Source organism: Kitasatospora sp. NPDC008115 (genome assembly GCF_042957205.1).
Taxonomy (GTDB): domain Bacteria; phylum Actinomycetota; class Actinomycetes; order Streptomycetales; family Streptomycetaceae; genus Kitasatospora.
Window position 1 is genome coordinate 41,716 of record NZ_JBIBHU010000006.1, and the last position, 25,019, is coordinate 66,734.

At 76.5% G+C, this 25,019-nt stretch carries 11 protein-coding genes; 6 read left to right on the forward strand and 5 right to left on the reverse strand.

Going from position 1 to position 25,019, the window contains the following annotated elements:
* Nucleotides 1-8 precede the first annotated feature (8 nt).
* Together ACFZBX_RS09855 and ACFZBX_RS09860 are read right to left on the reverse strand one after the other, a co-directional pair.
* The gene (locus ACFZBX_RS09855) at nt 9-998 is read right to left on the reverse strand and encodes an alpha/beta hydrolase (protein ID WP_391532684.1); all 990 of its coding nucleotides are present in this window, start codon (nt 996-998) and stop codon (nt 9-11) included.
* A gap of 126 nt (nt 999-1,124) precedes the next feature.
* Nucleotides 1,125-2,321 carry a serine hydrolase domain-containing protein gene (locus ACFZBX_RS09860; protein ID WP_391532686.1) on the reverse strand — a complete coding sequence of 399 codons (1,197 nt, stop codon included), beginning with the start codon at nt 2,319-2,321 and terminating at the stop codon, nt 1,125-1,127.
* 407 nt (nt 2,322-2,728) lie between these two features.
* Here ACFZBX_RS09860 and ACFZBX_RS09865 point away from each other — a divergent pair, with 407 nt between their 5' ends.
* Complete coding sequence (locus ACFZBX_RS09865; RefSeq protein ID WP_391532688.1) at nt 2,729-3,010, forward strand: hypothetical protein; 282 nt, start codon at nt 2,729-2,731, stop codon at nt 3,008-3,010.
* Here ACFZBX_RS09865 and ACFZBX_RS09870 read toward each other — a convergent pair.
* Complete coding sequence (locus ACFZBX_RS09870; RefSeq protein WP_391533073.1) at nt 2,995-3,600, reverse strand: hypothetical protein; 606 nt, start codon at nt 3,598-3,600, stop codon at nt 2,995-2,997. The two genes, ACFZBX_RS09865 and ACFZBX_RS09870, sit on opposite strands and share 16 nt — an antisense overlap.
* Nucleotides 3,601-3,763: 163 nt before the next feature.
* Between ACFZBX_RS09870 and ACFZBX_RS09875 the strand changes: the two genes are divergently transcribed.
* A complete protein-coding gene (locus ACFZBX_RS09875) occupies nt 3,764-7,930 on the forward strand; it encodes a CHAT domain-containing protein (protein ID WP_391532689.1) in 4,167 nt (1,388 codons plus the stop codon).
* A 15-nt stretch (nt 7,931-7,945) separates the two neighbouring features.
* Here ACFZBX_RS09875 and ACFZBX_RS09880 read toward each other — a convergent pair whose 3' ends face one another.
* Together ACFZBX_RS09880 and ACFZBX_RS09885 are read right to left on the reverse strand one after the other, a co-directional pair.
* The gene (locus ACFZBX_RS09880) at nt 7,946-8,596 is read right to left on the reverse strand and encodes a tetratricopeptide repeat protein (RefSeq protein ID WP_391532691.1); all 651 of its coding nucleotides are present in this window, start codon (nt 8,594-8,596) and stop codon (nt 7,946-7,948) included.
* Between the two features lie 27 nt (nt 8,597-8,623).
* Nucleotides 8,624-11,152, reverse strand: a complete 2,529-nt coding sequence (locus ACFZBX_RS09885; RefSeq protein ID WP_391532693.1) for an ABC transporter permease — start codon at nt 11,150-11,152, stop codon at nt 8,624-8,626.
* 450 nt (nt 11,153-11,602) lie between these two features.
* Between ACFZBX_RS09885 and ACFZBX_RS09890 the strand changes: the two genes are divergently transcribed.
* Genes ACFZBX_RS09890 through ACFZBX_RS09905 form a run of 4 tightly spaced genes read left to right on the forward strand, consistent with a single transcriptional unit; the run spans nt 11,603 to nt 25,018 of the window.
* Nucleotides 11,603-14,890 (forward strand): amino acid adenylation domain-containing protein, encoded by a 3,288-nt coding sequence (locus ACFZBX_RS09890; RefSeq protein WP_391532694.1) that lies wholly within the window; start codon nt 11,603-11,605, stop codon nt 14,888-14,890.
* On the forward strand, nt 14,887-20,445 hold the full coding sequence (locus ACFZBX_RS09895) for an amino acid adenylation domain-containing protein (RefSeq protein WP_391532695.1): 5,559 nt from the start codon (nt 14,887-14,889) through the stop codon (nt 20,443-20,445). Before ACFZBX_RS09890 ends, ACFZBX_RS09895 begins: the two co-directional genes overlap by 4 nt.
* The gene (locus tag ACFZBX_RS09900; protein ID WP_391532696.1) at nt 20,442-22,001 is read left to right on the forward strand and encodes a class I adenylate-forming enzyme family protein; all 1,560 of its coding nucleotides are present in this window, start codon (nt 20,442-20,444) and stop codon (nt 21,999-22,001) included. The genes ACFZBX_RS09895 and ACFZBX_RS09900 overlap by 4 nt, the downstream gene beginning before the upstream one ends.
* Nucleotides 21,998-25,018: an amino acid adenylation domain-containing protein gene (locus ACFZBX_RS09905; RefSeq protein ID WP_391532697.1), complete on the forward strand. Its 3,021-nt coding sequence runs from the start codon at nt 21,998-22,000 to the stop codon at nt 25,016-25,018. Before ACFZBX_RS09900 ends, ACFZBX_RS09905 begins: the two co-directional genes overlap by 4 nt.
* The last annotated feature ends 1 nt before the right edge of the window (nt 25,019 follow it).

A 25,019-nucleotide genomic window follows, 5' to 3' on the forward strand; every position in this document is an offset into this window, starting at 1 on the left:
GCGGGCGCTCAGCGCGCGAGGGTCCGGCGGAGCCGGCGGAGGCGGGCGCCGAGGGCGTCCCGGCTGAGGGCCGCGTCGGGGGCGAAGGTGTCGAAGCCGTGGAACGCGCCCGGCCAGACGTGCAGTTCGGCCTCGCGGCCCGCGCGCCAGATCGCGTCGGCGTAGGCCACGGCCTCGTCGCGGAACGTCTCGGCGGACCCCACCTCGATGTAGGCCGCGGGCAGCCCCGCGAGGTCCGCCGCCCGCGCGGGGGCCGCGTACGGCGGCAGGTCGGGGGCGCCCCGGCGGTCGCCCCGGCGGTCGCCCAGCGCGGCCTGCCAGGCGGTCGCGTTGGAGGTCCGGTCCCAGGTGTCGTGGCCGGCCAACTGGTGGGCGGAGAAGGTGTCGTTGCGGTCGTCGAGCATCGGGCTCAGCAGCAGCTGGCCGGCGGGGACCGGGTCGCCCCGGTCGCGGGTCAGCAGGGCCAGTGCGGCCGCGAGTCCGGCGCCCGCGCTCTTGCCCCCGGCGACGACGCGCCCGGCGTCGACGCCGAGCCGCTTCGCGTGGCCGGCCGTCCAGCGGAGCCCGGTGAAGCAGTCCTCCACCGCGGCCGGGTACGGCGCGGCCGGGGCCGGCCGGTACTCGACGGAGACCACGGCGATGCCCAGCGGCTGCGCCAACTCCCGCAGCAGTCGGGGGAGTACGGACCAGGCGTTGCCGGTGACCAGCCCGCCGCCGTGCAGGTAGTAGAGCAGTGGCAGCGGCCCGTGCGACCCGGCGGGCCGCGCGCTCACCAGCCGCACGCCGGCCGCGTCCAGCTCCGCCACCTCGAACCGCCCGCCGTCGCGCAGCGCCTCGACGGTGGGCCGGGGGCGGGTGGCGGCGTCCCGCGCCTGCCAGGCGGCGAGGTTCTCCGGGGTGACCGGCTCGCGCGCCACCGCCCCGACGGCCGTCAGCGCGGCGCGCAGCTCCGGGTCGAACGGCGGGGGAACGGCCACCCCGTGGTTCCCGGCCTCCATCAACGCCCCCTCGCCGGATGCCTCGCCGGCACCCCGGTCCGTCGAGCTTGTCAGGCTACGCCACGTGGGGCGGCGCCGGAGTGGGAAGTCGGCCGGTCCGACTTCCCACTCCGACACCCGGGGCTCTCAGCCCAGCGGGATGTCGTAGACGTGGTCGGGCGTGACGATGCCGGTGATCGCCCGGCCGAGCAGGGTGCTGGGTTCGGCGTTCTCGGCGACGATGTCGGAGTTGAGCAGCACGACCAGGGTCGCGCGCTGCTCCGGCAGGTAGACGGCGAGGCTCTCGTAGCCGAACAGCGCGCCGGTGTGGCCGGTCCAGCCGTTGATGTCGAAGATCCCGAGGCCGTATCCGGCGCCGGGGACGCCGGTGGGCAGGACGTCCAGGCGCTGTGCCTGGGTCCCGGGCGACAGCAGGGTGCCGGTGGCGAGGTCCCTCGCCCACCGGGCGAGGTCGTGCAGGTCGGAGACCAGCGCGCCCGCCGCCCAGGACGACGAGGGGCTCCAGTGGGTGGAGTCGGTGACCGTACCGGTGGGAGTCCGGTCGGTGTAGCCGTGGGCGTACGGCTCGGGCAGCTCGCTGCCCTGCGGGAAGAGGGTGTGCCGCAGGCCGCTGGGTCCGGTGATCCGGTCCTGGACGAAGGCCTCGATGCTCCGGCCGCTCACCCGTTCGACCAGTTGGCCGAGCAGGATGTAGTTGGTGTTCGAGTACCGGAAGCGCGCGCCCGGCTCGAACTCGATGGGGTGGCGGTAGCCGTAGGCGAGCAGTTCCTCGGGGGTGAAGACCCGGTGGGGGTCGTCGAGGAACGCGTCGATGAAGTCCTCGTCCTCGGTGTAGTTGAACAGGCCGCTGCGCATGTCGAGCAGGTCGCGCACCCGGATCTCCGCGCCGCCCGGAACGCCGTCGAGGTAGGTCGCGATCGGGGCGTCGAGGCCGACCAGGCCCTCGTCCACCAGTTGCAGCACGGCGGTGGCAGTGAAGGTCTTGGTCTCGCTGCCGATCCGCATGTGCATCCGGTCCGTCATGGGCTCGCCGGTCTCCTTGTCGGCGACGCCGAAGGCGCGCAGGTAGCGGCCCTGGCCGGGGATCCAGAGGCCGACCTGCACGCCGGGGATGCCGGCCTGCCGCATCACCTGCCGGATCGCCTCGTCGAGCCTGGCCTGGAGCTCAGGGCTCAGCTCGCGGGCCTCGGCGGCGGTGGCGGCGGTGGCGGCGGAGCCGGTCACCGGGGCGGCGGCCGGCGCGGCGCCGAGCGTCATCGGCAGCAGTCCGGCGACGGCGAGCGCCGTCGCGGCGAGCGTGCGGGCGGGGAAGCGTCTTCTCATGGTGCGGGGCCTTCCTGCGGTTCGGTGGAGGGGGCTGCTGAGCCGATCGTCGGCGACCGGGGCGCGGCAGGCCGTCCGCCCGATGCGGGGGCCGGATGAAAGAGCTGATGATCCATCCGATCAGCCCCGTGGCACGTCAGCCGGCAGCCGGTCCGGGAGAGGCGGGCGAAGGCCGTGCCGCACTCATGGCGCTTGTGGCGGCTCCTCCGACCGGAAGCCTGCCGGGCGGGCAGCCTCAGGTGGTGCGAGTGGGGGTGTGAGTGGGGGTGCTGCAACCCGGCCGCTCGCATCCGTGTCGTCGCTTCGGGGGACAGCGGCCGGGATTCCGACACGGGCGGGGTGGCCGGGGGATCCATGGCACAGAAGGGGCGTCTACCGGTTGTACGCCCTCGGAAGGGAGAGCAGTCATGAGTCGTCGGATCGCCGCGGTCGGAATGCTGGCCGTGGTCGGAGTGCTCGTTTCCGCCGTGCCCGCACAGGCGGCCACGGGGGTACTGATGGTGAACGGCGTGGCGCGTCAGAACCCGGCGCGGGGGTGCTACCCGACGCTGTCACCGGTCATCGTCCAGAACCTCACCGACTCGACGGTCGATGTGTATTCTGCGGCGAACTGTCAGGGGGTGCTCACGCGGGTGATCGCACCCGGGATGTCCGCGGCGACGGTCGGATTCAGCTACTTCGTCAACTGACCACTCACGCCGCCCTCGCCCCCTGGCGACCGGACCCGCCCGGCAGGGCCGGACGCCAGGGTGGCCGCCCAGGACGCCAGGGCGGTGAAGTCGGCGGGGGTCAGGCCGGTCCGCGGGTCCACCCGGCGTAGGAGCGCCGGGCCGGGGTGGTGGGCGGCGACCCACGCGCGGTCCGCGTCGGTGATGAGGTCGTCGACCCAGGCGAACGGGCGGCCGTCCGCCCACGCGACGATGTCGGGTGTCTTCCAGAACACCCCGCCCTCCGGCCGCGGCCGGGGGACGGACCAGGCGATGACGGGGAGTGTGGGCAGGCCCAGCAGGGGCGCGAGGAAGTCGTTGGCTTCGTGTTCCCAGGTGGTCGCCCAGACGGCGTCGAACGGGAGGGCGGTGAGCGCCGGGCCGTGGTCGGGGTTGAGCCAGACGCGCAGGGGCTTGGGCTGCTTGTTCGGCAGCCCGTACGCGCGCAGCCGGCGGCGTTCGGCCGCCTCCCAGCGCGGGGTCAGCAGCCGGTGCGTCCCGTAGCCCTCGGGGCGGCGGTGGGGCTTCGCCGCGTACGGGTTCAGCGGGCCGTCGACGTCCAGCAGCAGCAGCGGCCGCACCTGCGCACCTCCTTGGATCGTCTCCGCACCGTAGTGGCCGGCCGGGCGTCGGTTCAACGGGATTTCCGCCGCTCACCGCCGGTCGGGATTGACGGCGTGCGGGGTGTGCGGTTGTCTGCCCGCGCGAGGTCGTGGGGGCGAGGGGGGAGAGCCGGTGGCGGACGAGGTGCGGGTGCTGGTCGCGCGGGGGCGGCGGCTGCTGGCGGAACATGACGCGGCGCCCGATCCGCGGGCGGCCGGGATGGCGCTGTCCGGGGCGCTCACCGCGTTCTCGGCGGCGCGCACGCTGCTGGAGGACGCGGGTCCGGAGGCGCCGGCGGGGGCGCTCGCGGAGGCGCGGTTCCTGGTCGGGCTGACGCTCTCGGTGCGCTACTGGCGGGCCGTCGAACAGCCGGAGTTCGCCGAGGACGACGGGATCCGCGCCGCTGTGCTCGCCGAACGGGACGCCGCCGCCCGGCTGTTGACGCTCACGATGGCCGCGCTCGACCAGGACGCGCCGGACCGGGTGGAGGCGGCGTTCCGGCTCGGGCTGCTGCTGCACGCGCGCTACGAGGACGGGGCGACCGCCGGTGTCCCGGACCCGGCGGCCCGCCCGGACGACCTGGACCGGGCGATCGAGGCGCTGCGGCTCGCCTGCCCCGTCCCGGTGCCGCCCGGCCCCTGGCGCGGCATGGCCGAAGGGGCGCAGGCCGCGCACGAGGCGTCCGACGCGTACGACGCGCAGGACCCCGGGGCGCTTGCCAACCTCGGCTGCGCCCTCGCCGACCGCTCCGAACGCGACGGCGCCCCGGCCGCACGGGTGGCCGCCGACCGGGCCGCGGCCGAAGCCGTCCTGGAGGGCCTGGTCGACCGGCTGAGCCCGGCACCGCCCGCCGGCCCCGGCGGTGAGCCGTACCGCCCGGCCCCCGACGCCGAGCCGGGGCCGGCCGAACTCGCCGACCCGGTCGAGTCGGCGGTCCGCGAGTGCCTCGTGCGGCTGCTGCTGGACGAGCGGGACGGTGGCCCGGACACGGAGCGCACCGACCGGGCCGTCGCCCACCTGGAGGCGGTCGCGGCCACCACGGGCGCCGACTCCCCCTTCCGGATGCGCGCCGGCCTGCACCTGCTCGACCTGTACTGGGCGCGCGGCGACGGCACGCACATCCGCCCGGACGACGCCGCCCACCGCCTCGCCCGCCTGTGCGACCTGCGCCGGCTGATCCCGCCCGGCGGGCCGTTCGGCGGCACCGTGCGCTGGCTGCTCGGCTGCACCCTCGCCGGCATGGCCGAACTCCAGCGCCACGGCGTGAGCGCCGAGGTCCACGAGGCGGTCGAGGTGCTGCGCGAGGGCCTGGCGGGCATGGCGGCGGACGACCCGTGCCGGCCGCCCTCGCACGCGGTGCTCGGCACGCTCGTCAACGCGCTGCACCAGCACGACCCGCAGACGTACCGCACCGAGGACGCCGTGCACCACCTCACCCTGGCCGTGGACACCATGCAGGAGGAGGACCACGGGGTCCGGCGCGGCGACATCATCCGACACCTCGCCGACGCCTCCATCGCGAAGAGTCAGTACTCCGCCGACCGGGCCGAACTCGACCGGGTGATCGGCCTGCTCGACGCCGCCGGCGCCCGGTCCACCGGCACGCTGTGGTCGGACGAGCACCTGCACGGCTCGCTGGGGGCGGCGATGAGCAAGCGGTTCGCGCTCACCAACGCCGTGGGCGACCTCGACGCGGCGATCCGCCACCAGCGCGCCGCGTTCCGCCGCGCGGCCCCGGACGACCTCAACCGGGTGGTCTACCTGGAGAACCTCGCCGTCAACCTCTACCAGCGCTTCCGCCTCGCCGGCGACCACCAGGACCTGGAGGCCTCCCGCCACTACACCGAGGAGGTGATCGCCTTCCTCGCGCACTGCGAACACGCGGGTGCGGACCGGCTGCTGGCCGTCCACCGGCCGATCCTCGAACGGACCAGGCTGATGCTGGAGTTCCAGGCCGCCCTGACGGCCGGTGACGTGCCGTGGATGGCGCGGACGGTGACCGCGCTGGAACCGCTGGTCGACGCGATGTCCGAGGACGACCCGCTGCGGCAGGTGGCCCGCGGGGACCTCGGCCTGGTGATGTTCGTGCACGCCTTCCACGGAGGAGGGACGCCGGAGCGGGCGACGGCGGGCATCCTCCTGGTACTGGACGCGGCGGACCGGACACCGCCCGGCCACCTGTACAAGGCCGTGCTGACCATGCGGGCGGCGGGCGTGGTGAGCCATCTGGCGATGGGGCCCCCGTTCTCCGAGAGGCGTGCCGAGGAGGCGCTCAAGTACCTCGACCTCCTCATCGCCGACACCGACCCGGCGGGCATGGAGGGGTCCCGGGCCCATCTGATGCGGGCGGTGCTGCTGATGGCGCGCTACGAGCACGCGCGGCGGCCCGAGGACATCGCCGGGGCGCTGGCCTCCGCCGAAGCGGTCCGCGAACGGATGCGGCACGGGACGCCCACCCAGATGCTGGCGGCGGTGAACTGGATCATCGCCCGGGCCTGCCGCGCGCGGCTCGGGCCGGGCGACCGGCGGGCCGGGCGCGAGGCCGGGCTGGCGACGCTGCGCCAGACGGCCGCCGCCACCCTGCTCCAGGCGGCGGCGGCCCCGGCCCTCCTGGTGGCCCGGGAGAACGCGGACCGGGCGCTGATGATCGCCCGCTGGCACCTCGCCGACCGGGACGAGGCACCGGCCGACGCCCCCGGGCCCGGCGGCGGGCACGAGCCGTACCTGCGGGCCGCCGTCGCGGCCCTGGAGCTGGGCCGCGGCCTGGTGCTGCACGCCTCCACCGCCACCACCGACGTCCCGGACCTGCTGAGCTCCACCGGACATCCGGACCTCGCCGACGCCTGGCTGTCCGGCGCCGCCCAGGACGGCCCGGCCGCCGGCTCCTTCGACCTCGACGCGGTGCTCGGACTGCCCGGCGGCCTGCTCGCCTCCCTGCCCGGCGGCGCCGAGATCCCCGTGCCGGACGACCTGCGCCGTCGCGCGCTCACCGCGGTCGCCGCCTCCCCGGCCGGGGAGGCGCTGATGGCCCCGCCGGCGGTGGCGGAGATCGCCCGCGCGCTGGGCGCGGCCGGCGTCGACGCCCTGGTCTACCTGCTGCCGCCCGGCGCGGGGCACAGCGGCGCGGCGGTGCTGGTCACGCCCGGCGAGGACGGCGCCGGCGACCTCCACCTGCTGCCGTTCACCCTCGTCAGCGTGGACGCGGTCCGCTCCGAGGACCGGGGGCCGCTCGCCGCCTACCGGCGGGCGCACCTCGACCGGCAGGCCACCCTGGCCGACCTGCCGCCCCGGCACCCGGACCGGGTCGCGGCCCGCCGCCGCTGGCGGGCCACCCTGGCCGAACTCTGCGACTGGGCGGGCACCGCGGCGCTGCGCCCGCTGCTGAACCACCCCGCCCTGCGGTCGGCCGCCCGGCGCGGTCCGGACGCGCCGCCGCGGCTGGTCCTGGTGCCGTTCGGCGAGCTCGGCGGCATCCCCTGGCACGCGGCGCTGCTCAGCAGCGGGCTGCGCGGCGGCGGCCGGCCGGTGCGGGCCGTGGAGCGGGCGGTGATCTCGTACGCGGCCTCGGCGCGGCAGTTCTGCGAAGTGGTGCGGCGGCCCCGGCTGCCGCTCGGGGAGCGGCCGGTGATCGTCGGCGACCCGACCGGGGAGCTGATGTTCGCCGAGGCCGAGGCCGAGTACCTGCACGCCGACTACTACCCGCACGGCACGCTGCTGGGCTACGTCGAGGGCGCCGAGGGGGCGGGCACCCCGGCCGAGGTGCTGGCCGCGCTGCCCGCGCCCGGGCGGGCCGGGGCGTCCGTCCTCCACCTGGCCTGCCACGCGCTGCCGTCCGGGGCCTCGCCGCTGGACGCCCACCTCGGCCTGGCGCCGGACCCGCGCGCCGGCGACCGGCGGGGGCGGCTGCCGGTCGGCGACATCCTGCGCCAGGCCCAGGGCCGCCCGCCGGGCTCGCCGGGCGGCCTGGTCGTGCTCGACGCCTGCGTCAGCGACCACACCGGCGGTGACCTCGACGAGGCGCTCACCCTCTCCAGCGCCTTCCTCGCGGCCGGGGCGACGGGGGTGGTGGGCTCGCGGTGGGAGGTGGTGGACGAGATGGTGTGCGTGCTGATGTACGTCTTCCACGGCCGCCTCGCCGCCGGTGACCCGCCCGCCGAGGCGCTGCGCCGCACCCAGCTGTGGGCGCTCGACCCGGACCGCCGGCTGCCGCCGGACGCGCCGCCCGAACTCCTCTCCCTCGCCCGTCGCTCCCCGGACGCCCTGGACGTCTGGGCGGCCTTCGCCTACCAGGGCGGCTGACCGGCGGACGGGCCGTCAGGGGAGGTCGAGGGCCTTGCGGGCGTCGGCGACCTGGCGCAGGACGCCGTCGGCCCCGGCGGTCCCGGCCAGGTCGGCGGCCTCGGCGAGCAGGGCGGCGGCGTCCTCACGCCGGTCCTGCTGGGCGGCCAGGTACCCGAGGCCGACCAGGTTGGCGGCCACACCGGGCAGGAAGCCCAGTTCCCAGCGCAGGCGGGTCGACTCCTCCAGCCGTTCGCGGGCCTCCTCCAGGCGTCCGGCGGTGTGCGCGGCGATGCCGAGGTGTCGCAGCGCGTAGGACATGGTCAGCAGGTCGCCGGTGCGGGTGGCGAGGGCGAGCGCGTGCTCCAGGGCGGGGAGCGCGGTGGCGGCGTCGTCCCGGACAACCTGGTGGAACGTTCCGGCCCAGAACAGCGCCTCGCCCTCGCCCCGGGCGTCGCCGAGTTCCCGGTACAGCGCCGCAGCGTGTTCGAACAGCTCCAGCTCGCGAGGGTCCTCGACCCGGTCCGCCAGGAACCGGGCGTGCCGCAGCCGGCCACGGGCCAGCGCGAGTTCCGCCTCGATGCCGTCCAACCCCCGCTCCGCCGCTGCCAGCCCGCTGCCGTCCCCGCCGAACACGGCGCTCTCGTAGCGGATTTCGGCCTGTTCGATGCGTATGTCCCTGGTCATGCGCCGATCCTAGGCGGGTGCCAGGGCTCAGGCGGTGCGCATGGCCTCGACGGCGGTCATCCGGGCGACGCGGCGGGCGGGGAGGACGGCGGCGGCGAGGCCGGTGAGGACGGTGAGGGCGAGCGCGCCGAGCACGGGCAGGAGCGGCGGGCCGCCGAGGGTGCCGAGGGTGGAGGTGACGGACCGGGCGGCCGCCCAGCCGTAGCCGATGCCGAGCGCGGTGCCGAGCAGGGCGGTGGCGAGGGAGAGCAGCAGGGCCTCCAGGGTGAGCATCCGGCGCAGTTGGGTGCGGGACATTCCGATGGCCCGCAGCATGCCGATCTCCCGGGAGCGTTCGCTGATGCCGAGGACGAGCGCGGCGGCGACGCCGAGGCCGGCGATGACGACGGAGAAGCCGAGCAGGGCCATCGAGATCAGCGTCATCCGGTCGAGCAGCGTGCGCAGGGTCTCGGCCTGGGCGGCGGTGTCGGTGACGTGGAGCCGGGGGTGGGCGGCGAGGGCGCGGTCCATGGCGCGGCGGGCGGTGGGCCGGTCGGTGCCGGCGGCGGGGGTGACCCAGACGGTGGTGGCGGGGGCGCCGGGGGCGATCCGGTCGAGGGTGGCCGGGGTGACCAGCACGGTCGCGCCGCTCTGGAGGGTGAACGGGAGGGCGCTGCGGCCCGGTTCGACGCGCAGGGGGGTGTCGGGGCGGCCGGTGGCGCCGGCCGCGGTGAGGGTGCGGCCGTCGTCGAGACCGCCGAGCGCGGTGCCGTCGGTCAGGGCGCGGGCGCGGTCGAGGTCCTCGGTGGTGGGGTTGAGCCGCGCGGGGTCGGCGGCGGCGACCAGGGTGTCGCGGTTGTCGACGCGGACGGTGGCCGAGCGCACCGGCGTGATGGACAGTTCGCGCTCCCCTGCGAGCGCCGTGAGCGCCTCGGCGGGCAGGGCGCCGTCGGCGGCGCCCGTCACCGAGAACACGCCGGGCTGACGGGCGGAGACGGCGGGCACCAGCGAGTTGGAGGTGATGTCCAGCGTGGTGACCGCGCCGACCATCACGGTCACCCCGAGCAGCAGCGCGGAGCCGGTGGCGCCGGTGCGCAGCGGGTTGCGGCGCAACTGCTGGGCGGCGAGCCGGCCGGCGGCGGCGCCGAGGCGGCGGGCCGGGGCGCCGAGCAGGGCGACGGTGGCGGGCAGCAGCCGGTGGGCGAGCCGCAGCACGCCGAAGAAGCTCGCGATGGCGCCCACGGTGACGGCGAGCAGGGAGAGCGGCGGCGCGGCGAGCGCGCCGAGCACGACCAGCGCGCCACCGCCGACCAGCAGGAACGCCGCCCACACGGTGGCCCGCCGGCGTGCGGCGGGGCCGGCGGCCGCGCCGTGTCCGGAGCCGTTGAAGCCCGAGCCGTCGAGACCCGCGCCGTCGAGCGCGGCGATCGGCGGGACGCCGGATGCGGCCTTGGCGGGTCCGCGGACGGCGAGCAGGGTGAGCAGGACGCCGAACAGCGCGGCGAGGGCGCAGACCAGCGGCGAGGGGGCGAACGAGAGGCGGACCGGGCCGAGGTCGGCGGTGGCGGCGACGGCCTGGCCGGCCGCGCAGATGCCGAGGCCGAGCAGGACACCGGCGGCGGAGGCGCCCGCGCCGAGCAGCAGGCCCTGACGGCGGACCATCCGCCGGATCCCGGCGCGGTCGGCGCCGACGCAGCGCAGCAGCGCCAACTGGCGGGTGCGCTGGGCGAGTACGACGGTGAAGGTGTTGCCGACGACCATCCGGGCGACCGCGAGTGCGATCAGGACGAAGGAGAGCGCGGCGATCAGCACCACGCCGTACAGGGTGCCGCTCTGCCGGGTCGCCTCGCGCACGGAGGCCTCCCGGGTGTGCACCTCGGGGGCGGGGCCGGGGGCGGCGAGCGCTGCGCGCAGGGCGTCGACGGCGCGGGTCGCGGAGGCGCCGGGGGAGAGGCGGACGTCGAGCCGTTCGGTGACGGCGCCGGCGGCGTACCGGGCGACGGCGCTCTCCGGGACGCCGATGACGGGGTGTCCGGAGAGGCTGGGCGCGCCGCGGCCGTCGAGGGTGCCGGTGAGCCGGGCGGTGGCGGGGGTGCCGTCGGCCCGGGTGAGCCGGACGTCCGCGCCGGGGCGGACGCCGAGGCGCCGCGCGGTGTCGGTGTCGAGCAGCACCTCGTCCGGGCCGGTGGGCCAGCGCCCGTCGTCGAGCAGGTGCCAGCGCAGTTCGGGGTCGGTGGCGACGGCGCTGACGACGGCGTCCGCGTCGAGCGGGCGGCCGTCGGCGGTCAGCACTGCGCCGCGGCCGGTGAGCCGCGGGGCGAGCGCGGCGACCCCGGGCACCTGCCGGGCCCGGTCGGCGGTGGCGGCGTCGAGTCCGCCGCCGACCGGGCGGGTGATCTGGACGTCCCCGGGGCCGACCTCGGCGGCGGCGCTCTGGCTGAAGGAGTCGACGAGGGCGCCGCTGCCGCCGACCGAGGCGATGAGGAAGGCCACACCGAGGGCGACGGCCGCTCCGCTGAGGAGGAGTTGGCGCAGCTGCCCGCGGAGTTCGGCGAGGGTGTGGCGGTAGGTGGTCATCGTTCCCGGTCTGTCGTGGCGTAGCCGGCGTCCGGCGCGTCGGTGCTGGTCACCGGCGGTGTGCCCGGTGACCGGCTTCGAGCGTAGGAGGCCGGTCGTACCGGCTGGTAGGTGCCAGGGTCTGTTCATGATCATCCCGGCGGTGGACGGCGGAACCCCCGGGTCTCCTCCTCGGGACGTACACCGACCCCGAGGGCCGGGCACGAAGGAACCGGTTGCCCCGGGGCGTCCCCACTCGTCCCATTGGTCACCGTGGTCCCACCGGTGAAGCTGGTCCAGACCATTGACGCTCGCCGTTGCGGCTACCTAGCATGATCGCGCCGCGGCGGCCATACGGGGGCCCGCCGCCGATCAGCCGAGCGCGCTACTCCCTCCCACCCCACGGGGCATGCGGCCGGACCATGTCCGAGAACCGTCCGCCCCGCCGTGAGGCGAGTGCCGAGGAGTGTCATGCCCACGACCGCCCAGGAGTCCGTCCACGAGCCGGGCCGGACCGCCGAGCCCGCGCCGCCCACCGCCCTCACCGTCGGCCAGGAACGGCTCTGGTTCCTCGACCAGCTCGACCCGGGCGACCCCTCCTACAACATCCCGCTGGTGCTGCGCCTCACCGGCGAGCCGTCGACGCCGTCGCTGCGCGCCGCCCTCGACGGCGTGGTGGCCCGGCACGAGGCGCTGCGCACCCGCTTCCCCGCCGAGGACGGCCGGCCCACCGCCGTCGTCGACGGACCGGCGCCCGTCCCGCTCGACCTCGCCGACCTGCGCGGACGGCCCGAGGCCGAGGTGGCCGCCGCCCTCGCCGAACGCGTCAACCGCGGCTTCGACCTCGCCACCGGACCGCTGCTGCGCGCCGCCCTGCTGCGCACCGGCGAGCAGGAGCACGTGCTCTGCCTGGTGCTGCACCACATCGTCGCCGACGGCTGGAGCCTCGGGCTGCTGCGCACCGAACTCGCCGAGCGCTACGCCGCCCACCGCGCCGACGGCCGGCAGCCCGAGCTGCCCGCCCCGCCCTCCTGGGCCGCCCACGCCGCCGCCGAACGCGCCTGGCTCGCCGGTCCCGAGGCCGTCGACGCGCTCGCCCACTGGCGCGAAAAGCTCGCCGGCGCACCCGCCCTCGACCTGCCGCTGGACCGGCCCCGGCCCGCCGAACCGGGCAGCGCGGGCGCCTTCCACACCCGGATCCTGTGCGGCCTCGGCCCCGAACTCGAAGCCTTCGCCCGCGCCCGCCGGCTCACCCCGTTCATGGTGCTGGCCGCCGCCTACCAGGCCCTGCTGCACCGCTGCACCGGCCAGGACGACTTCTGCGTCGGCGTGCCCACCGCCGCCCGCACCACCGTCGACAGCGAACGCACCGTCGGCTACTTCTCCTCCGCCCTGGTGATGCGCGCCGACCTCGCCGGCGACCCCACCTTCGACACCCTGCTGCGCCGGGTGCGCACCGACTGGCTCGGCGCGCTCGGCCACGCCCGGGTGCCGTTCGAGCAGCTCGCCGAGGACCTGCGCCCCGACCGCGACCCCGGGCGCACCCCGCTCTTCCAGACCCTGCTCACCGTGCACACCCAGAGCGGCGGAGCCCTCGGCGAGCACGCCTTCGCCGACCTGCGCTGCACCGAGATCGACGGCGGCCACACCGCCGCCAAGTTCGAACTCGCCCTGGACGTCCGCCCGGACGGCGACGACCTGCACGCCGTCTTCGGCTACCGCACCGACCTGCTGGACGAGCCGTGGACCGTCCGGCTCGGCCGCCGCTTCGACACCCTGCTGCGCGCCGCCCTCGCCGCCCCGGACACTCCGGTCCACCTGCTGCCGCTGCTCGACGCGGAGGAACGCGCCGACGCGGCGGCCGGCGCGGCCGGGCCCGCGCCGGCGCCGCACCCGGCCACCGTGCTCGACGCGATCGACCTGGCGGCCGCCGAGCAGCCGGACGCGCCCGCCGTCGAGGGCCGGGACACGCGCCTCAGCCGGGGCGAACTCGCCGGGGCCTCGGGCGCGCTGGCCGCGCGACTGGCGGCCGCCGGCGTGCGGCGCGGCGACCTGGTGGCGTTCTGCCTGCCGCGCGGGCCGCACGCCGTGGTCGCCATGCTCGCCGCCTGGCGGGCCGGCGCCGGATACCTGCCGCTGGACCCGGAGTACCCGGCCGCCCGGCTCGCCTTCATGCTGGCCGACAGCGGCGCCACCGCGCTGATCACGGCCGACGGTGCGCCCGTCGACGGACTGCCGGCCGCCGTGCCGGTGCTCGCGGCCACCGGGGGAACGGCCGCGGGGGAAGCGGTCACCGGGGTAGCGGCTACCGGGGTAGCGGACGCCCCGCCCGCCGGCGCCGCCGCGGGAGCGGACGACCCCGCGTACGTCGTCTACACCTCCGGCTCCACCGGCACCCCCAAGGGCGTGCTCGTCCCGCACCGCGCGCTCGCCGCCCGGGTGGCCTGGATGCGCGAGGGCTACCGCCTCACCGCCGCCGACCGCGTCCTGCAGTACGCCTCGCTCTCCTTCGACACCTGCGCCGAGGAGGTGTTCCCGGCCCTCGCCGCCGGCGCCACCCTGGTCGTCGCGGAGGCGGGCGCCGCCCTGCCCGACCAGCTGGCCGAGCCCGGCGCCGCCGGCCTCACCGTGCTCGACCTGCCCACCCCGTACTGGCACCAGTTGGTCGCCGACCTCGACGCCACGCCCTGGCCGGCGAGCCTGCGGCTGCTCATCCTCGGCGCCGACCAGGTCCGCCCGGAGGCCGTCGCCGCCTGGCGCGCCCGGTTCGGCGACACCGTCCGGCTGGTCAACTCCTACGGGCCCACCGAGACCACCGTCATCGCCACCACCGCCGAGCTCGGCGCCGCCGACACCGCCCGGCGCCCGCCGATCGGCCGGCCCATCGGCGGTACCACCGTCGCCGTGCTCGACCGCCACGGCCGGCCCGTGCCGCCCGGCACCCCCGGCGAACTGGTCGTCGGCGGCGCCGGCGTCACCGACGGCTACCTCGGCCGGCCCGGCGCCACCGCCCGGGCCTTCGTGCCCGACCCGGACGGCCCGCCCGGCGCCCGCCGCTACCGCACCGGCGACCTGGTGCGCCGACGCGGGGACGGCGCGCTGGAGTTCCTCGGCCGGATCGACACCCAGGTGAAGGTGCGCGGCTACCGGGTCGAACCCGGCGAGGTCGAGTCCGCGCTGCTCGCCCGGCCCGGCGTCGGCCAGGCCGCCGTCCTCGCCCGCGCGGACCGGCTGCTCGGCTACGTCGTGCCGGACGCCTCGGCGCCGGCCGTGCCCGATCCCGCCGCGCTGCGCGCCGCGCTCGCCGCCACCCTGCCCGCCCACCTCGTCCCCAACGCCGTCCTCGTCCTCGACGCGCTGCCGCTCACGCCCAACGGCAAGCTCGACCACCGCGCGCTGCCCGACCCCGACACCCGCCCCGAGCTGCGCGCGGCCTACCTCGCCCCGCGCACCGAGGCCGAGGACCTGGTCGCCGAGGTCTGGCAGGAGGTCCTCGGCCTCGACCGGGTCGGCGTCCACGACGACTTCTTCGACCTCGGCGGCCACTCCCTGCTCGCCACCCGGGTCGTCGCCCGCATCCGCGCCACGGCCGACCTCGCGGTGCCGCTGCGCACCCTCTTCACCCACCGCACGGTGGCCGCCTTCGCCGAAGCCGTCGAAGCCGCCCTGGTCGCCGAACTCGACGCGCTGTCCGACGCCGCCGCCGAGGAACTGCTCGCCGCGCAGGACGCCCTGGAAGGGACCGCAACGCCGTCATGAGCACCGAAACCGCCCCCACGCCCACCCCTTCCGGGCCCGCCGGCTCCTCCGCCGGGCTCACCGCCGCCAAGCGCGAACTGCTCAGCCGCCGCCTCCGCAGCCGCACCGCCCCCCGGCAGACCATCGCCCGCCGCGCCGCCGACGCGCCCGTGCCGCTCTCCTACGCCCAGGAACGGCTCTGGTTCATGGAGCAGTTCGCCCCCGGCACCGCCGCCTACAACATCCCGGTGGTGCGCCGGCTGCGCGGCCCGCTCGACGTCCCCGCCCTGCGCCGCGCCCTGGACGCCTCCCTCGCCCGGCACGAGACCCTGCGCTCGCGCTACCCCGCCACCGACGACGGCCGCCCGCTGCTGGTCATCGACCCGCCGGGCCCCGCCGACCTCACCCTGGCCGACGCCGGCGACCCCGCGCACGCCGAACGGCTGGTCGACGAGGCCGCCGCCGTGCCCTTCGACCTGGAGCACGGCCCGCTGCTGCGCGCCCACCTGCTGCGGCTCGCCGACGACGACCACGTGCTGCTGCTCGTCGTCCACCACAGCGTCAGCGACGGCTGGTCCAGCGAGGTGCTGCTCGGCGAGGTCCTGCGAGGCTACGCGGCGTACACCGCAGGACGCCCTGACCCGCTGCCCGAACTCGCCGTCCAGTACGGCGACTTCGCCATCTGGCAGCGTGAGCGGCTGAGCGGTGACCGGCTGGCCGCCGAGGTCGCCCACTGGGCCGGCGAACTGGCCGGCGTCGAACCCCTCGAACTCGCCTGCGCCGCCCCGCGCCCGCCGCGCCAGACCTTCGACGGCGCCGGCTACGGCTTCGAGGTCGACCGCGCGCTGCTCGACCGGCTGACCGAACTCGGCAAGCGCCACGACGCCACCGTCTACATGGTGCTGCTCGCCGCCTTCCAGGCCCTGCTCGCCCGGTTCAGCGGCCAGCGCGACTTCGCCGTCGGCTCGCCCATCGCCGGCCGCCCCGAGCCCGAACTCGAACCGCTGGTCGGCATGTTCGTCAACGTGCTGGCGCTGCCCGCCCGGCTGGAGGGCGACCCCGCCTTCACCGAACTGCTGCGCCGCACCCGGGACACCTGCCTGGAGGCCTACGCCCACCAGGAACTGCCCTTCGCCCAGCTGGTCACCGAGCTCAAGGTGGCCCGCGACGTCAGCCGCCCGCCGGTCTTCCAGGCCGTCCTCGCCGTGCAGAACTACGCAGTCCAGCGCGAGGCCGTCGGCGAACTGCCCATCGACGTCGAACCGTTCGGAGTGCGCGCCAGCGGTACCCGGTTCGATCTCGAACTCTTCCTCCAGGAGTGGCCGCAGGGCCTGCTCGGCTCCTTCAACTACAACACCGACCTCTTCGCCGAGGCCGACGTCGCCCGCCTCGCCGAGCACCTGGGCCGGCTGCTGACCGCGATCGCCGACCAGCCGGACGTCCCGCTGTCCGCCCTCGACGACCTCCCCGAGGATGAACGGGCCTTCGAGGTCGAGCGGTTCAACGACACCGCGAACCCCCGACCGGCCACCACCCTGACGGCGCTGGTCGCCGAGCAGATCGCCCGCACCCCCGACGCCGTCGCCGTCGCCTTCGAGGACGGCGCGTCCCTGACGTACCGTCAACTCGACGCCGCCGCCGACCGGATCGCCGTCCGGCTGGCCGCCGAGGGCGTCGGCCCCGGCAGCCTGGTCGCGATCAGCGCCGAACGCTCGCCCGAACTCGTCGCCGGCCTGCTCGGCGTACTGCGCACCGGCGCCGGCTACACCCCGCTGGAGCCCGACTACCCCGCCGAACGGCTCGCCTTCCTGCTCGCCGACAGCGCCGCGCCCGTCCTGCTCACCCAGCGCCGGCTGCCCATCCCGGACGGCTGCACCGCCCGCGTCCTGCTCCTCGACGACCCCGGCGAGTGGCCCAAGGTCCGCGCCCGCACCCCGCTGCCCGCCGGGCCCGCCCCCGACGACACCGCCTACCTGATCTACACCTCCGGCTCCACCGGCCGCCCCAAGGGCGTGCCCAACACCCACCGGGCCATCGCCAACCGCCTCCAGTGGATGCAGGACACCTACCGGATCGGCCCCGAGGACCGCGTCCTGCAGAAGACCCCGGCCGGATTCGACGTCTCCGTCTGGGAGTTCTTCTGGCCGCTGATCACCGGCGCCCGGATCGTCCTCGCCAAGCCCGGCGGCCAGAAGGACGCCGGCTACCTGCGCGACCTCATGGTGCGCGCGGGCGTCACCGTCGCCCACTTCGTGCCCGCCATGCTCACCGTCTTCCTCGCCGAGGACGGCGTCGAACGCTGCACCACCCTGCGCCGCGTGGTGTGCAGCGGCGAGGCCCTGCCACCGGACACCGCAAGGGAGTTCACCACCCGCCTGCCCGGCTGCGCGCTCGCCAACCTGTACGGGCCCACCGAGGCCGCCGTCGACGTCTCCTCCTGGGAGTGCGAAGGCCCGCTGCGGACCGTCCCGATCGGCCTGCCGATCGACAACACCCGCCTGTACGTGCTGGATTCCTCGATGCGGCCGGTCCCGCCCGGCGCCCCCGGCGAACTCCACATCGGCGGCACCGCCGTCGCCCTCGGCTACCACCGCCGCCCCGGCCTCACCGCCGCCCGCTTCGTCCCCGACCCCTACGGCCCGCCCGGCGCCCGGCTCTACCGCACCGGCGACCTCGCCCGCCGCCGTCCCGACGGCACCCTCGAACACCTCGGCCGGATCGACCAGCAGGTCAAGATCCGCGGCCTGCGGATCGAACCCGGCGAGACCGAGGCCGCCCTGCGCGCCCAGCCCGGCATCGCCGACGCCGCCGTCGTCGTCCGCGAGGACCGGCCCGGCGACAAGCGGCTCACCGGCTACCTCGTCCCCGCCCCCGGCGCCGACGAGCCCGACCCGGCCGCGCTGCGCGCCACCCTCAAGCGCACCCTGCCCGACCACCAGGTCCCCGCCGCCTTCGCCGTGCTGCCCGCCCTGCCGCTCACGCCCAACGGCAAGCTCGACCGGCGCGCCCTGCCCGCCCCGCAGGTCCGCCGCGACGCCGGCGCCGCCAAGCCCGCCACCAAGGCCGAGCGGGTGCTCGCCGAGATCTGGGCCGAGGTGCTCGGCCTGCCCGAGGTCGGCACCGACGAGGACTTCTTCGACCTCGGCGGCCACTCGCTGCTCGCCACCCAGGTCGTCGCCAAGGCCCGCAAACGGCTCACCGAAGCCGGCGCCCGCCCGGTCAGCGTGATGGACCTCTTCACCTGCCGCACCGTCCACGACCTCGCGGCCCTCGCCACGCTCGACGAACAGGACCGCGGCCCGCGCCGCCTGCTGCACCGGCTCACCCGGCCCGTCCCGGCCGACCGCCGCCGGCTCACCCTGGTCTGCGTCCCCTACGGCGGCGGCAGCGCCGTCGTCTACCAGCCGGTCGCCGACCTGCTGCCCGCCGACACCGAACTGTGGGCCGTCGCGATCCCCGGCCATGACATCGGCGTCACCGAACAGCACCTGGCCTTCGACGAGTTGGCCGAACAGCTGGCCGCCGAGGTGCGCGAGCGGGTCGACGGCCCGGTCGTCGTCTACGGCCACTGCGGAGTCGGCACCGCCCTCGCCGTCGCCACCGCCCGGCTGCTGGAGGCCTCCGGCCGGGAGCTCGAAGCCGTCTACGCCGGCGCCCAGTTCCCGTTCGCCAAGCCGCGCAGCAAGGTGCTCACCGCGCTCAGCGGCATCGCCGCCCTGGAACCGCTGCTCGGCGACCGGGTCTACCTCAACTGGCTCACCGGCATGGGTGTCGACACCTCCGAACTCGACCAGGAGCAGATCCGGTTCATCGTCGGCAACATGCGCCAGGACTCCAAGGCCGCCGAGGCGTACTTCACCCGGGCGATCGAGGAGGTCGCCGCCGGCGCTCCCCGGCTGCGCGCCCCGCTGGTCTCGCTGGTCGGCGACCACGACCCGGCCGCCGACTTCTACCAGGAGCGGTACCGCGAATGGCTGCTGCTCGCCGAGCGCTCCGCCGTCGCGGTGCTCGACCAGGGCGGGCACTTCTTCGTCAAGTACCGTGCGGCGGAGGTCGTCGAGGCCGTCACCACCGTGCACCGCGCCGTCCTCGACGGGCGCACCGACACCCTGCCCGCGCGCGGACCGGACAGCTCCTGGTGGTTCCACGGCGAGACCGGCCCGGCTGCTCCCGCCGAGGAGAAGACGGCGGCCGAGCCCGCGGCGGACGAGGGGCCGCAGCCCAGCATGGGCCGCTTCCTGGCCGTCGCCGCCGGGCAGTTGGTCTCCATCACCGGATCGGCGCTCACCGAGTTCGCGCTGCCGATCTGGATCCTGCTGGAGACCGGGTCGATGACCCGCTACGCGCTGTACGCCGTCATCGCGATGCTGCCCGGCATCCTCGTCGGCCCGGTGGCCGGCGCCCTGGTCGACCGGCTGGACCGGCGCAAGGTGATGCTCGCCGGGGACGTCGCCGCCGGGGGCACCCAGGCCGCCATGCTGGCGCTGCTGCTGGCCGGGCAACTGCACTCCTGGCAGGTCTACGTCCTGCTCGGCGTGCTCTCCGTCGCGCTCACCTTCCAACGCCTCGCGTACGCCTCGGCGGTGCCCCAGATCGTCCCCAAGCAGTACCTCGGCCACGCCAACGGTGTCGTCCAACTCGCCTTCGGCGCAGCCCAGTTCGTCGTCCCGCTGGTCGCGGTCGCGCTGCTCGCCGGGATCGGTCTGCGCGGCATCCTGATCATCGACGTGGTCAGCTACACCATCGCCGTCGGCATCCTGCTCGCGGTGCGCTTCCCGCGCACCCTGCCGTGGACCAGGCGCGAACCGCTGGTCGAGGAGATCAAGCAGGGCTTCGGCTACTCCTGGCGCCAGCGGGGCTTCCGCTCCATGCTGCTCTGGTTCGCCGGCCTGAACGTCTTCCTCTCCCCGCTGTTCCTGCTCACCACCCCGATGGTGCTCGCCTTCTCCGACCTGGACGGCGCCGCCCGGGTCGCCGTGGCCGGCGGCGCCGGGGCACTGCTCGGCGGCATCGCGATGGGCTTCTGGGGCGGACCGCGCCGCCACCGGCTGCGCGGCATGCTCGCCCTGGCCGCCGTGCTCGCCCTGGCCGGTGCCGCCACCGGCCTGCACGCCGGACTCTGGGTGATCGCCGCCGGCGCGTTCGGGATGTCCTTCGCGCTCTCCCTGGTCAACGGCGTCTACTCGACGATCGTCCAGGTCAAGGTGCCGCAGCGGTTCCACGGCCGGGTGTTCGCGCTGAACACCCTGGTCGCCTGGTCCACCCTGCCGCTCGGCCACGGCGTGATCGCCCCGCTCGGCTCGGCCGTGTTCGGCCCGCTGATGGAGCCGGACGGCGCGCTCGCCCCCGTCTTCGGTCCGCTGATCGGCACCGGGCCCGGGCGCGGCATCGCCCTGATGTACGTGCTGTTCGGGCTCGCCATGCTGGTGCTGGTCGCCGTCGGACTGCGGCTGCCCTCGCTCGCCCGCTTCGACCGGGAGGTGCCGGACGCCGAGCCGGACGACCTGGTCGGCCTGCGCGAGCGCGCCCGGGCCGCCGCCGCCCGCCGCGCCTCGGAAGACCGGGAGGCCGTGTGAACCGCGCCGTCCCCGGAAGACCGGGAGGCCGTGCGAGCCGCGCCGTCCCCGCCGGCCTGCCCGGGCTGCTCGCTCACCGGGCCGCCGCCCACCCCGAGCGGACCGCCGTCGTCAACGGCGCCGACCGGCTCTCCTTCGGCGCCTGGCAGGCCCGCTCCGGCGCCCTCGCCGCCGCCCTGCGCGCCGCCGGACTGCGGTCCGGCGACCGGGTCGCCCTGCGCCACGGCACCGCCGACTGGGCGGCCTACGCCGTCGCCCACCTCGCCGTGCTGCGGGCCGGCGGCGTCGCCGTCCCGCTCTCCGACCGGCTCGCCCCCGCTGTCACCGCCCACGCCCTCGCCGACTCGGGCGCGGCGCTCCTGCTGCACACCGGCGAGGCCCCGGACGTCGCCGGCGTGCGGACGCTCACCGAGGCCGACGCGGCCGGCCACCCCGCCGAGCCGGACCTGCCGCCCGTCGACCCCGGCGCACCCGCCCAGATCCTCTACACCTCCGGCACCACCGGTACCCCCAAGGGCGTCACCGCCACCCACGCCAACCTGGCGTACGGCTGCACCCTGGACGAGCGCCGGCGCCCGCTGCGGCACTCGGAGGCGTTCCTGCACGCCTTCCCGGTCGGCACCAACGCCGGGCAGACCATGCTGGTCAACGCGCTCAACGCGCACGCCACCTGCGTCGCCGCCCCGCAGTTCACCCCGCTGCGGTTCGTCCGGCTGATCGCCGAACACGGCATCGGCAGCGTCTTCCTGGTCCCCGCCATGGCCATCGAGCTGCTCGCCTCCGCCGCCCTGGCCAAGGCCGACCTGAGCGGCGTCCGACTGGTCGGCTCCACGGCCGCGGCGCTGCCCCAACCGGTCGCGCTGGCGCTCAGCCGGGCCTTCCCGCGCGCCCAGATCACCAACTACTACACCTCCACCGAGGCCGCCCCCGCGCAGATCACCCTGCTGTTCGACCCCGAGCACCCCGAGTCGCCCGGCCAGCCGGCCTCGCTCGCCGACCTGCGGATCACCGACGCCGACGGCCGCCCGCTGCCGGCCGGCGAGCCGGGCGAGCTGTGGCTGCGCTCGCCCACCGCGCCGCGCGGCTACCTCGGCGAGCGGGACCGGGCGACCTTCCAGGGCGCCTGGGTGCGGATGGGCGACCTCGGGCGGATCGACGCCGACGGCTTCCTGCACCTGCTCGACCGGGAGAAGGACGTCGTCAAGTCCGGTGCCCACAAGGTCTCCACGCTCCAGGTCGAGAACGCCCTGCACGCCCATCCGCTGATCGCCGACGCCGCCGCGTTCGGCATCCCGCACCCCGTGCTCGGCTCCGTGGTCGCCGCCGTGCTGGTGGCCGCGCCGGGCGCCGAGCCGCCGACCGCCGCCGAACTGCGGACCTTCCTGCTCGGCCACCTCGCCGCGCACGAACTGCCGGCCACCGTGCTGTACCGCGAGGCGCTGCCGCGCAACGAGGGCGGCAAGGTGCTCAAGCGCGAGCTGCGCGGCCTGGTGACCCAGGACGTGCCACCCACGGCCGGCCAGACCCTCCCCACCACCAGCGAGGCCACCCGATGACCACCGCCCTCAGCCCCGCCCAGCACGGCATCTGGCTCACCGAGCAGACCCTCGACGCCGGCGCCGCCTACCACCTGGCCGTCACCGTCGAGTTCACCGGACCGCTCGACGCCGCCGCCCTCGCCGAGTCCTGCGCCCGGGTGGTCCGGCACCACCCCGTGCTTTCCGGCCGGATCGACCCCGAGGGCCCCGGCGTGCGGCCCGGCCCCGCGCCCGGCCTGCGGACCGTCGAGTGCCCGGACGAGGACCTCGACAAGCTGCTCGCCGACGAGAGCGCCGCCCGCTTCGACCTGGCGGCCGGGCCGCTCGCCCGGTTCACCCTGTACCGGACCGGCGCCGAGCGGCACGTCCTGCTGGTCACCGCCCACCACCTGGCCTTCGACGGTGAGTCCAAGGACCGGCTGGTCGCCGACCTCGCCGCCGCCCACCGGGGCGAGGCGCTCGTTCCGGCCGGCGGTGCGGCGGCGAGCGGCGGGCCGTCCGCCGCGGCCACCGCCTACTGGGACGGGCGGTGGCGCGAGCCGGGCCTGCCGGTCCTGCCCGGGCTGCGGACCGTCGCCGACCCGGGCGCCGCCCCCGGCACCCTGCCCGGGCCCGGGGCCTGCGTCGGGCTCCGGATCGACGGCGACCGGCACGCCGCGCTGGTCGCGACCGCCGGGCGGCTGGGCGTCACCCGCTTCGAACTGCTCACCGCCGCCTGGCACGCGCTGCTGCTGCGCTACGGCAACCCGGTGCCGGCCACCGCCGTCGAGCTGTCCGTGCGCCGCCCCGGGGAGCCGGTCGCGGTCGGGCTGGCCGTCAACGAACTCCCGCTGTTCACCGCGCCGGTGGCGGAGGAGTCGTTCGCCGAACTCGCGCTCGCGGCGCGCGCCGAACTGCGGGGGCTCTACCCGCACCGGGACGTGCCGCTCGGGCAGGCCGTGCGCGGCCTCACCCCGCGCACGGCGCTCACCCCGCTCTCCGTCAGCTACCGCCGCCGCCCCTCCGGCACGCCGGAGCCCGACTTCGGCCCCGGCCTCGCCGCCGCCGTCCGCTGGATCGGCTTCGCGGGCACCGCCCGCAACCTCGTCCACCTCCAACTCGTCGACGCCGACGATTCGTTGGACGTCGGCCTGCAGTACCGGACGGAGGCCTTCGGGCCCGGCGCCCCCGAGCGGATCGCCGCTCACTTCGCCACCCTGCTGGACGGCGCCCTGGCCGACCCCGCCACCCCGGTCGGCCGCCTGCCGCTGCTCGGCGCCGACGAGCGCGAGGCCCAACTCGCCTCGCCCGCGCCGGAACCCGGCCTCGCCGAGGCGACCGTCCCCGCGCTCTTCGCCGCCCGTGCGGCCGCCACCCCGGAGGCCGTCGCGCTGGTCGCCGACGGTGTCGAGTACCGCTACCGGGAGTTGGCCCGGCTGGTCGCCGACGCCGCCGCCGCGCTCACCCGGCACGGGGCCGGGCCCGGCGCCCTGGTCGGCATCGCCCTGCCGCGAGGCCGGGACCAACTCATCGCCGTGCTCGGCGTGTTGGCGGCCGGTGCGGCCTATCTGCCGCTCGACCCGGAGTACCCCGCCGACCGGCTCGCCTTCCTGCGCGCCGACTCCGGCCTCGCGCTGCGGATCACCCGTGAGCCGTCCGCGCCGGGCGACCTCGCGCCGGGCGACCTCGTGGGCTCCTCGTCCGCCGCCGACCTGCCCGTCGGGCCCTCGCCGGACCACCCCGCGTACGTGCTCTACACCTCCGGCTCCACCGGCACCCCCAAGGGCGTCGAGGTGCCGCACGGAGCGCTCGCCAACCTGCTCGGCAGCCTGCGCGACCACCTCGGCGCCCGCCCCGAGGACCGCTGGCTCGGCCTGACCTCGCTCTCCTTCGACATCTCCACCGTCGAACTGCTGCTGCCGCTGATCACCGGCGGCCGCGTCGTCCTCGCCCCCGAGGGCGCCCACCGGGACGGGCCCGCGCTGCTCGACCTCGTCGCCGGCCAGGGGGTCAGCCACGTCCAGGCCACGCCCAGCGGCTGGCGGGTACTGCTGGACGCGGGCCTGGCGTCGTCCGGTGGCGGCCTGACCGCGCTCACCGGCGGCGAGGCCCTGCCCGCCCCGCTCGCCGCCGACCTCGCCGCCGCCACCGCCCGGCTGGTCAACGTCTACGGCCCCACCGAGACCACCGTCTGGTCCACCCTCGCCGAACCCGCCGCCCCCGAAGGCCGGGTGAGCATCGGCGAACCGCTCGCCAACACCCGCGCCTACGTCCTCGACGAGCGCCTCCAGCCCGTGCCGTACGGGCTCCCCGGCGAGCTCTTCCTCGGCGGCGCGGGCGTCGCGCACGGCTACCGGGGGCGTCCCGGCCTGACCGCCCGCCGCTTCCTGCCCGACCCGTACGGGCCGCCCGGCTCCCGCCTCTACCGCACCGGCGACCTGGTGCGGCGGCGGCCCGGCGGCGGCCTGGAGTTCGTCGGCCGCGCCGACACCCAGGTCAAGCTGCGCGGCCACCGGATCGAACTCGGCGAGATCGAGGCCCGGTTGGCCGAGCACCCGGCCGTCGCCCAGGCCGCCGCCATCCTGTCCGGCGCCGACGGGGACCACCGCCTCGCCGCCTACGTCGTCCCCGCCGGGCCGGCCGCGCCCACGGCCGAGGAACTGCGCGCGCACCTCGCCGCCACCCTCCCGGCCGCCGTCCTGCCGGGCGGCTACACCGTCCTCGACGCCTTCCCGCTCACGCCCAACGGCAAGCTGGACCGCGCGGCCCTGCCCGAACCGGCCGTGGAGCGGGCCGAGCCGGTCGTGGTGGCGGAGGAGGCCGAGCCCGACGGGACCACCACCGCCGTCCTCGCCATCTGGCGCGAGGTGCTGCGGCTGGACGATCTCGGACCCGACGAGGACTTCTTCGACCTCGGCGGCCACTCGCTGCTGATCACCGCGATCGCCGCCCGGATCCGCCAACAGCTCGGTGTGGCCGTCCCGTTGGACGTCTTCTTCGACACCCCCACCGCCCGCGGCGTCGCCGCCGCCGTGTCCGACCTGCGTCAGGAGTGAA

Coding starts and splice junctions, on each gene's coding strand:
- ACFZBX_RS09880 (WP_391532691.1), bottom strand. CDS start 8,596: ATGACCAGGGACATACGCATCGAACAGGCCGAAATCCGCTACGAGAGC.
- ACFZBX_RS09895 (WP_391532695.1), top strand. CDS start 14,887: ATGAGCACCGAAACCGCCCCCACGCCCACCCCTTCCGGGCCCGCCGGC.
- ACFZBX_RS09860 (WP_391532686.1), bottom strand. CDS start 2,321: ATGAGAAGACGCTTCCCCGCCCGCACGCTCGCCGCGACGGCGCTCGCC.
- ACFZBX_RS09885 (WP_391532693.1), bottom strand. CDS start 11,152: ATGACCACCTACCGCCACACCCTCGCCGAACTCCGCGGGCAGCTGCGC.
- ACFZBX_RS09890 (WP_391532694.1), top strand. CDS start 11,603: ATGCCCACGACCGCCCAGGAGTCCGTCCACGAGCCGGGCCGGACCGCC.
- ACFZBX_RS09865 (WP_391532688.1), top strand. CDS start 2,729: ATGAGTCGTCGGATCGCCGCGGTCGGAATGCTGGCCGTGGTCGGAGTG.
- ACFZBX_RS09855 (WP_391532684.1), bottom strand. CDS start 998: ATGGAGGCCGGGAACCACGGGGTGGCCGTTCCCCCGCCGTTCGACCCG.
- ACFZBX_RS09905 (WP_391532697.1), top strand. CDS start 21,998: ATGACCACCGCCCTCAGCCCCGCCCAGCACGGCATCTGGCTCACCGAG.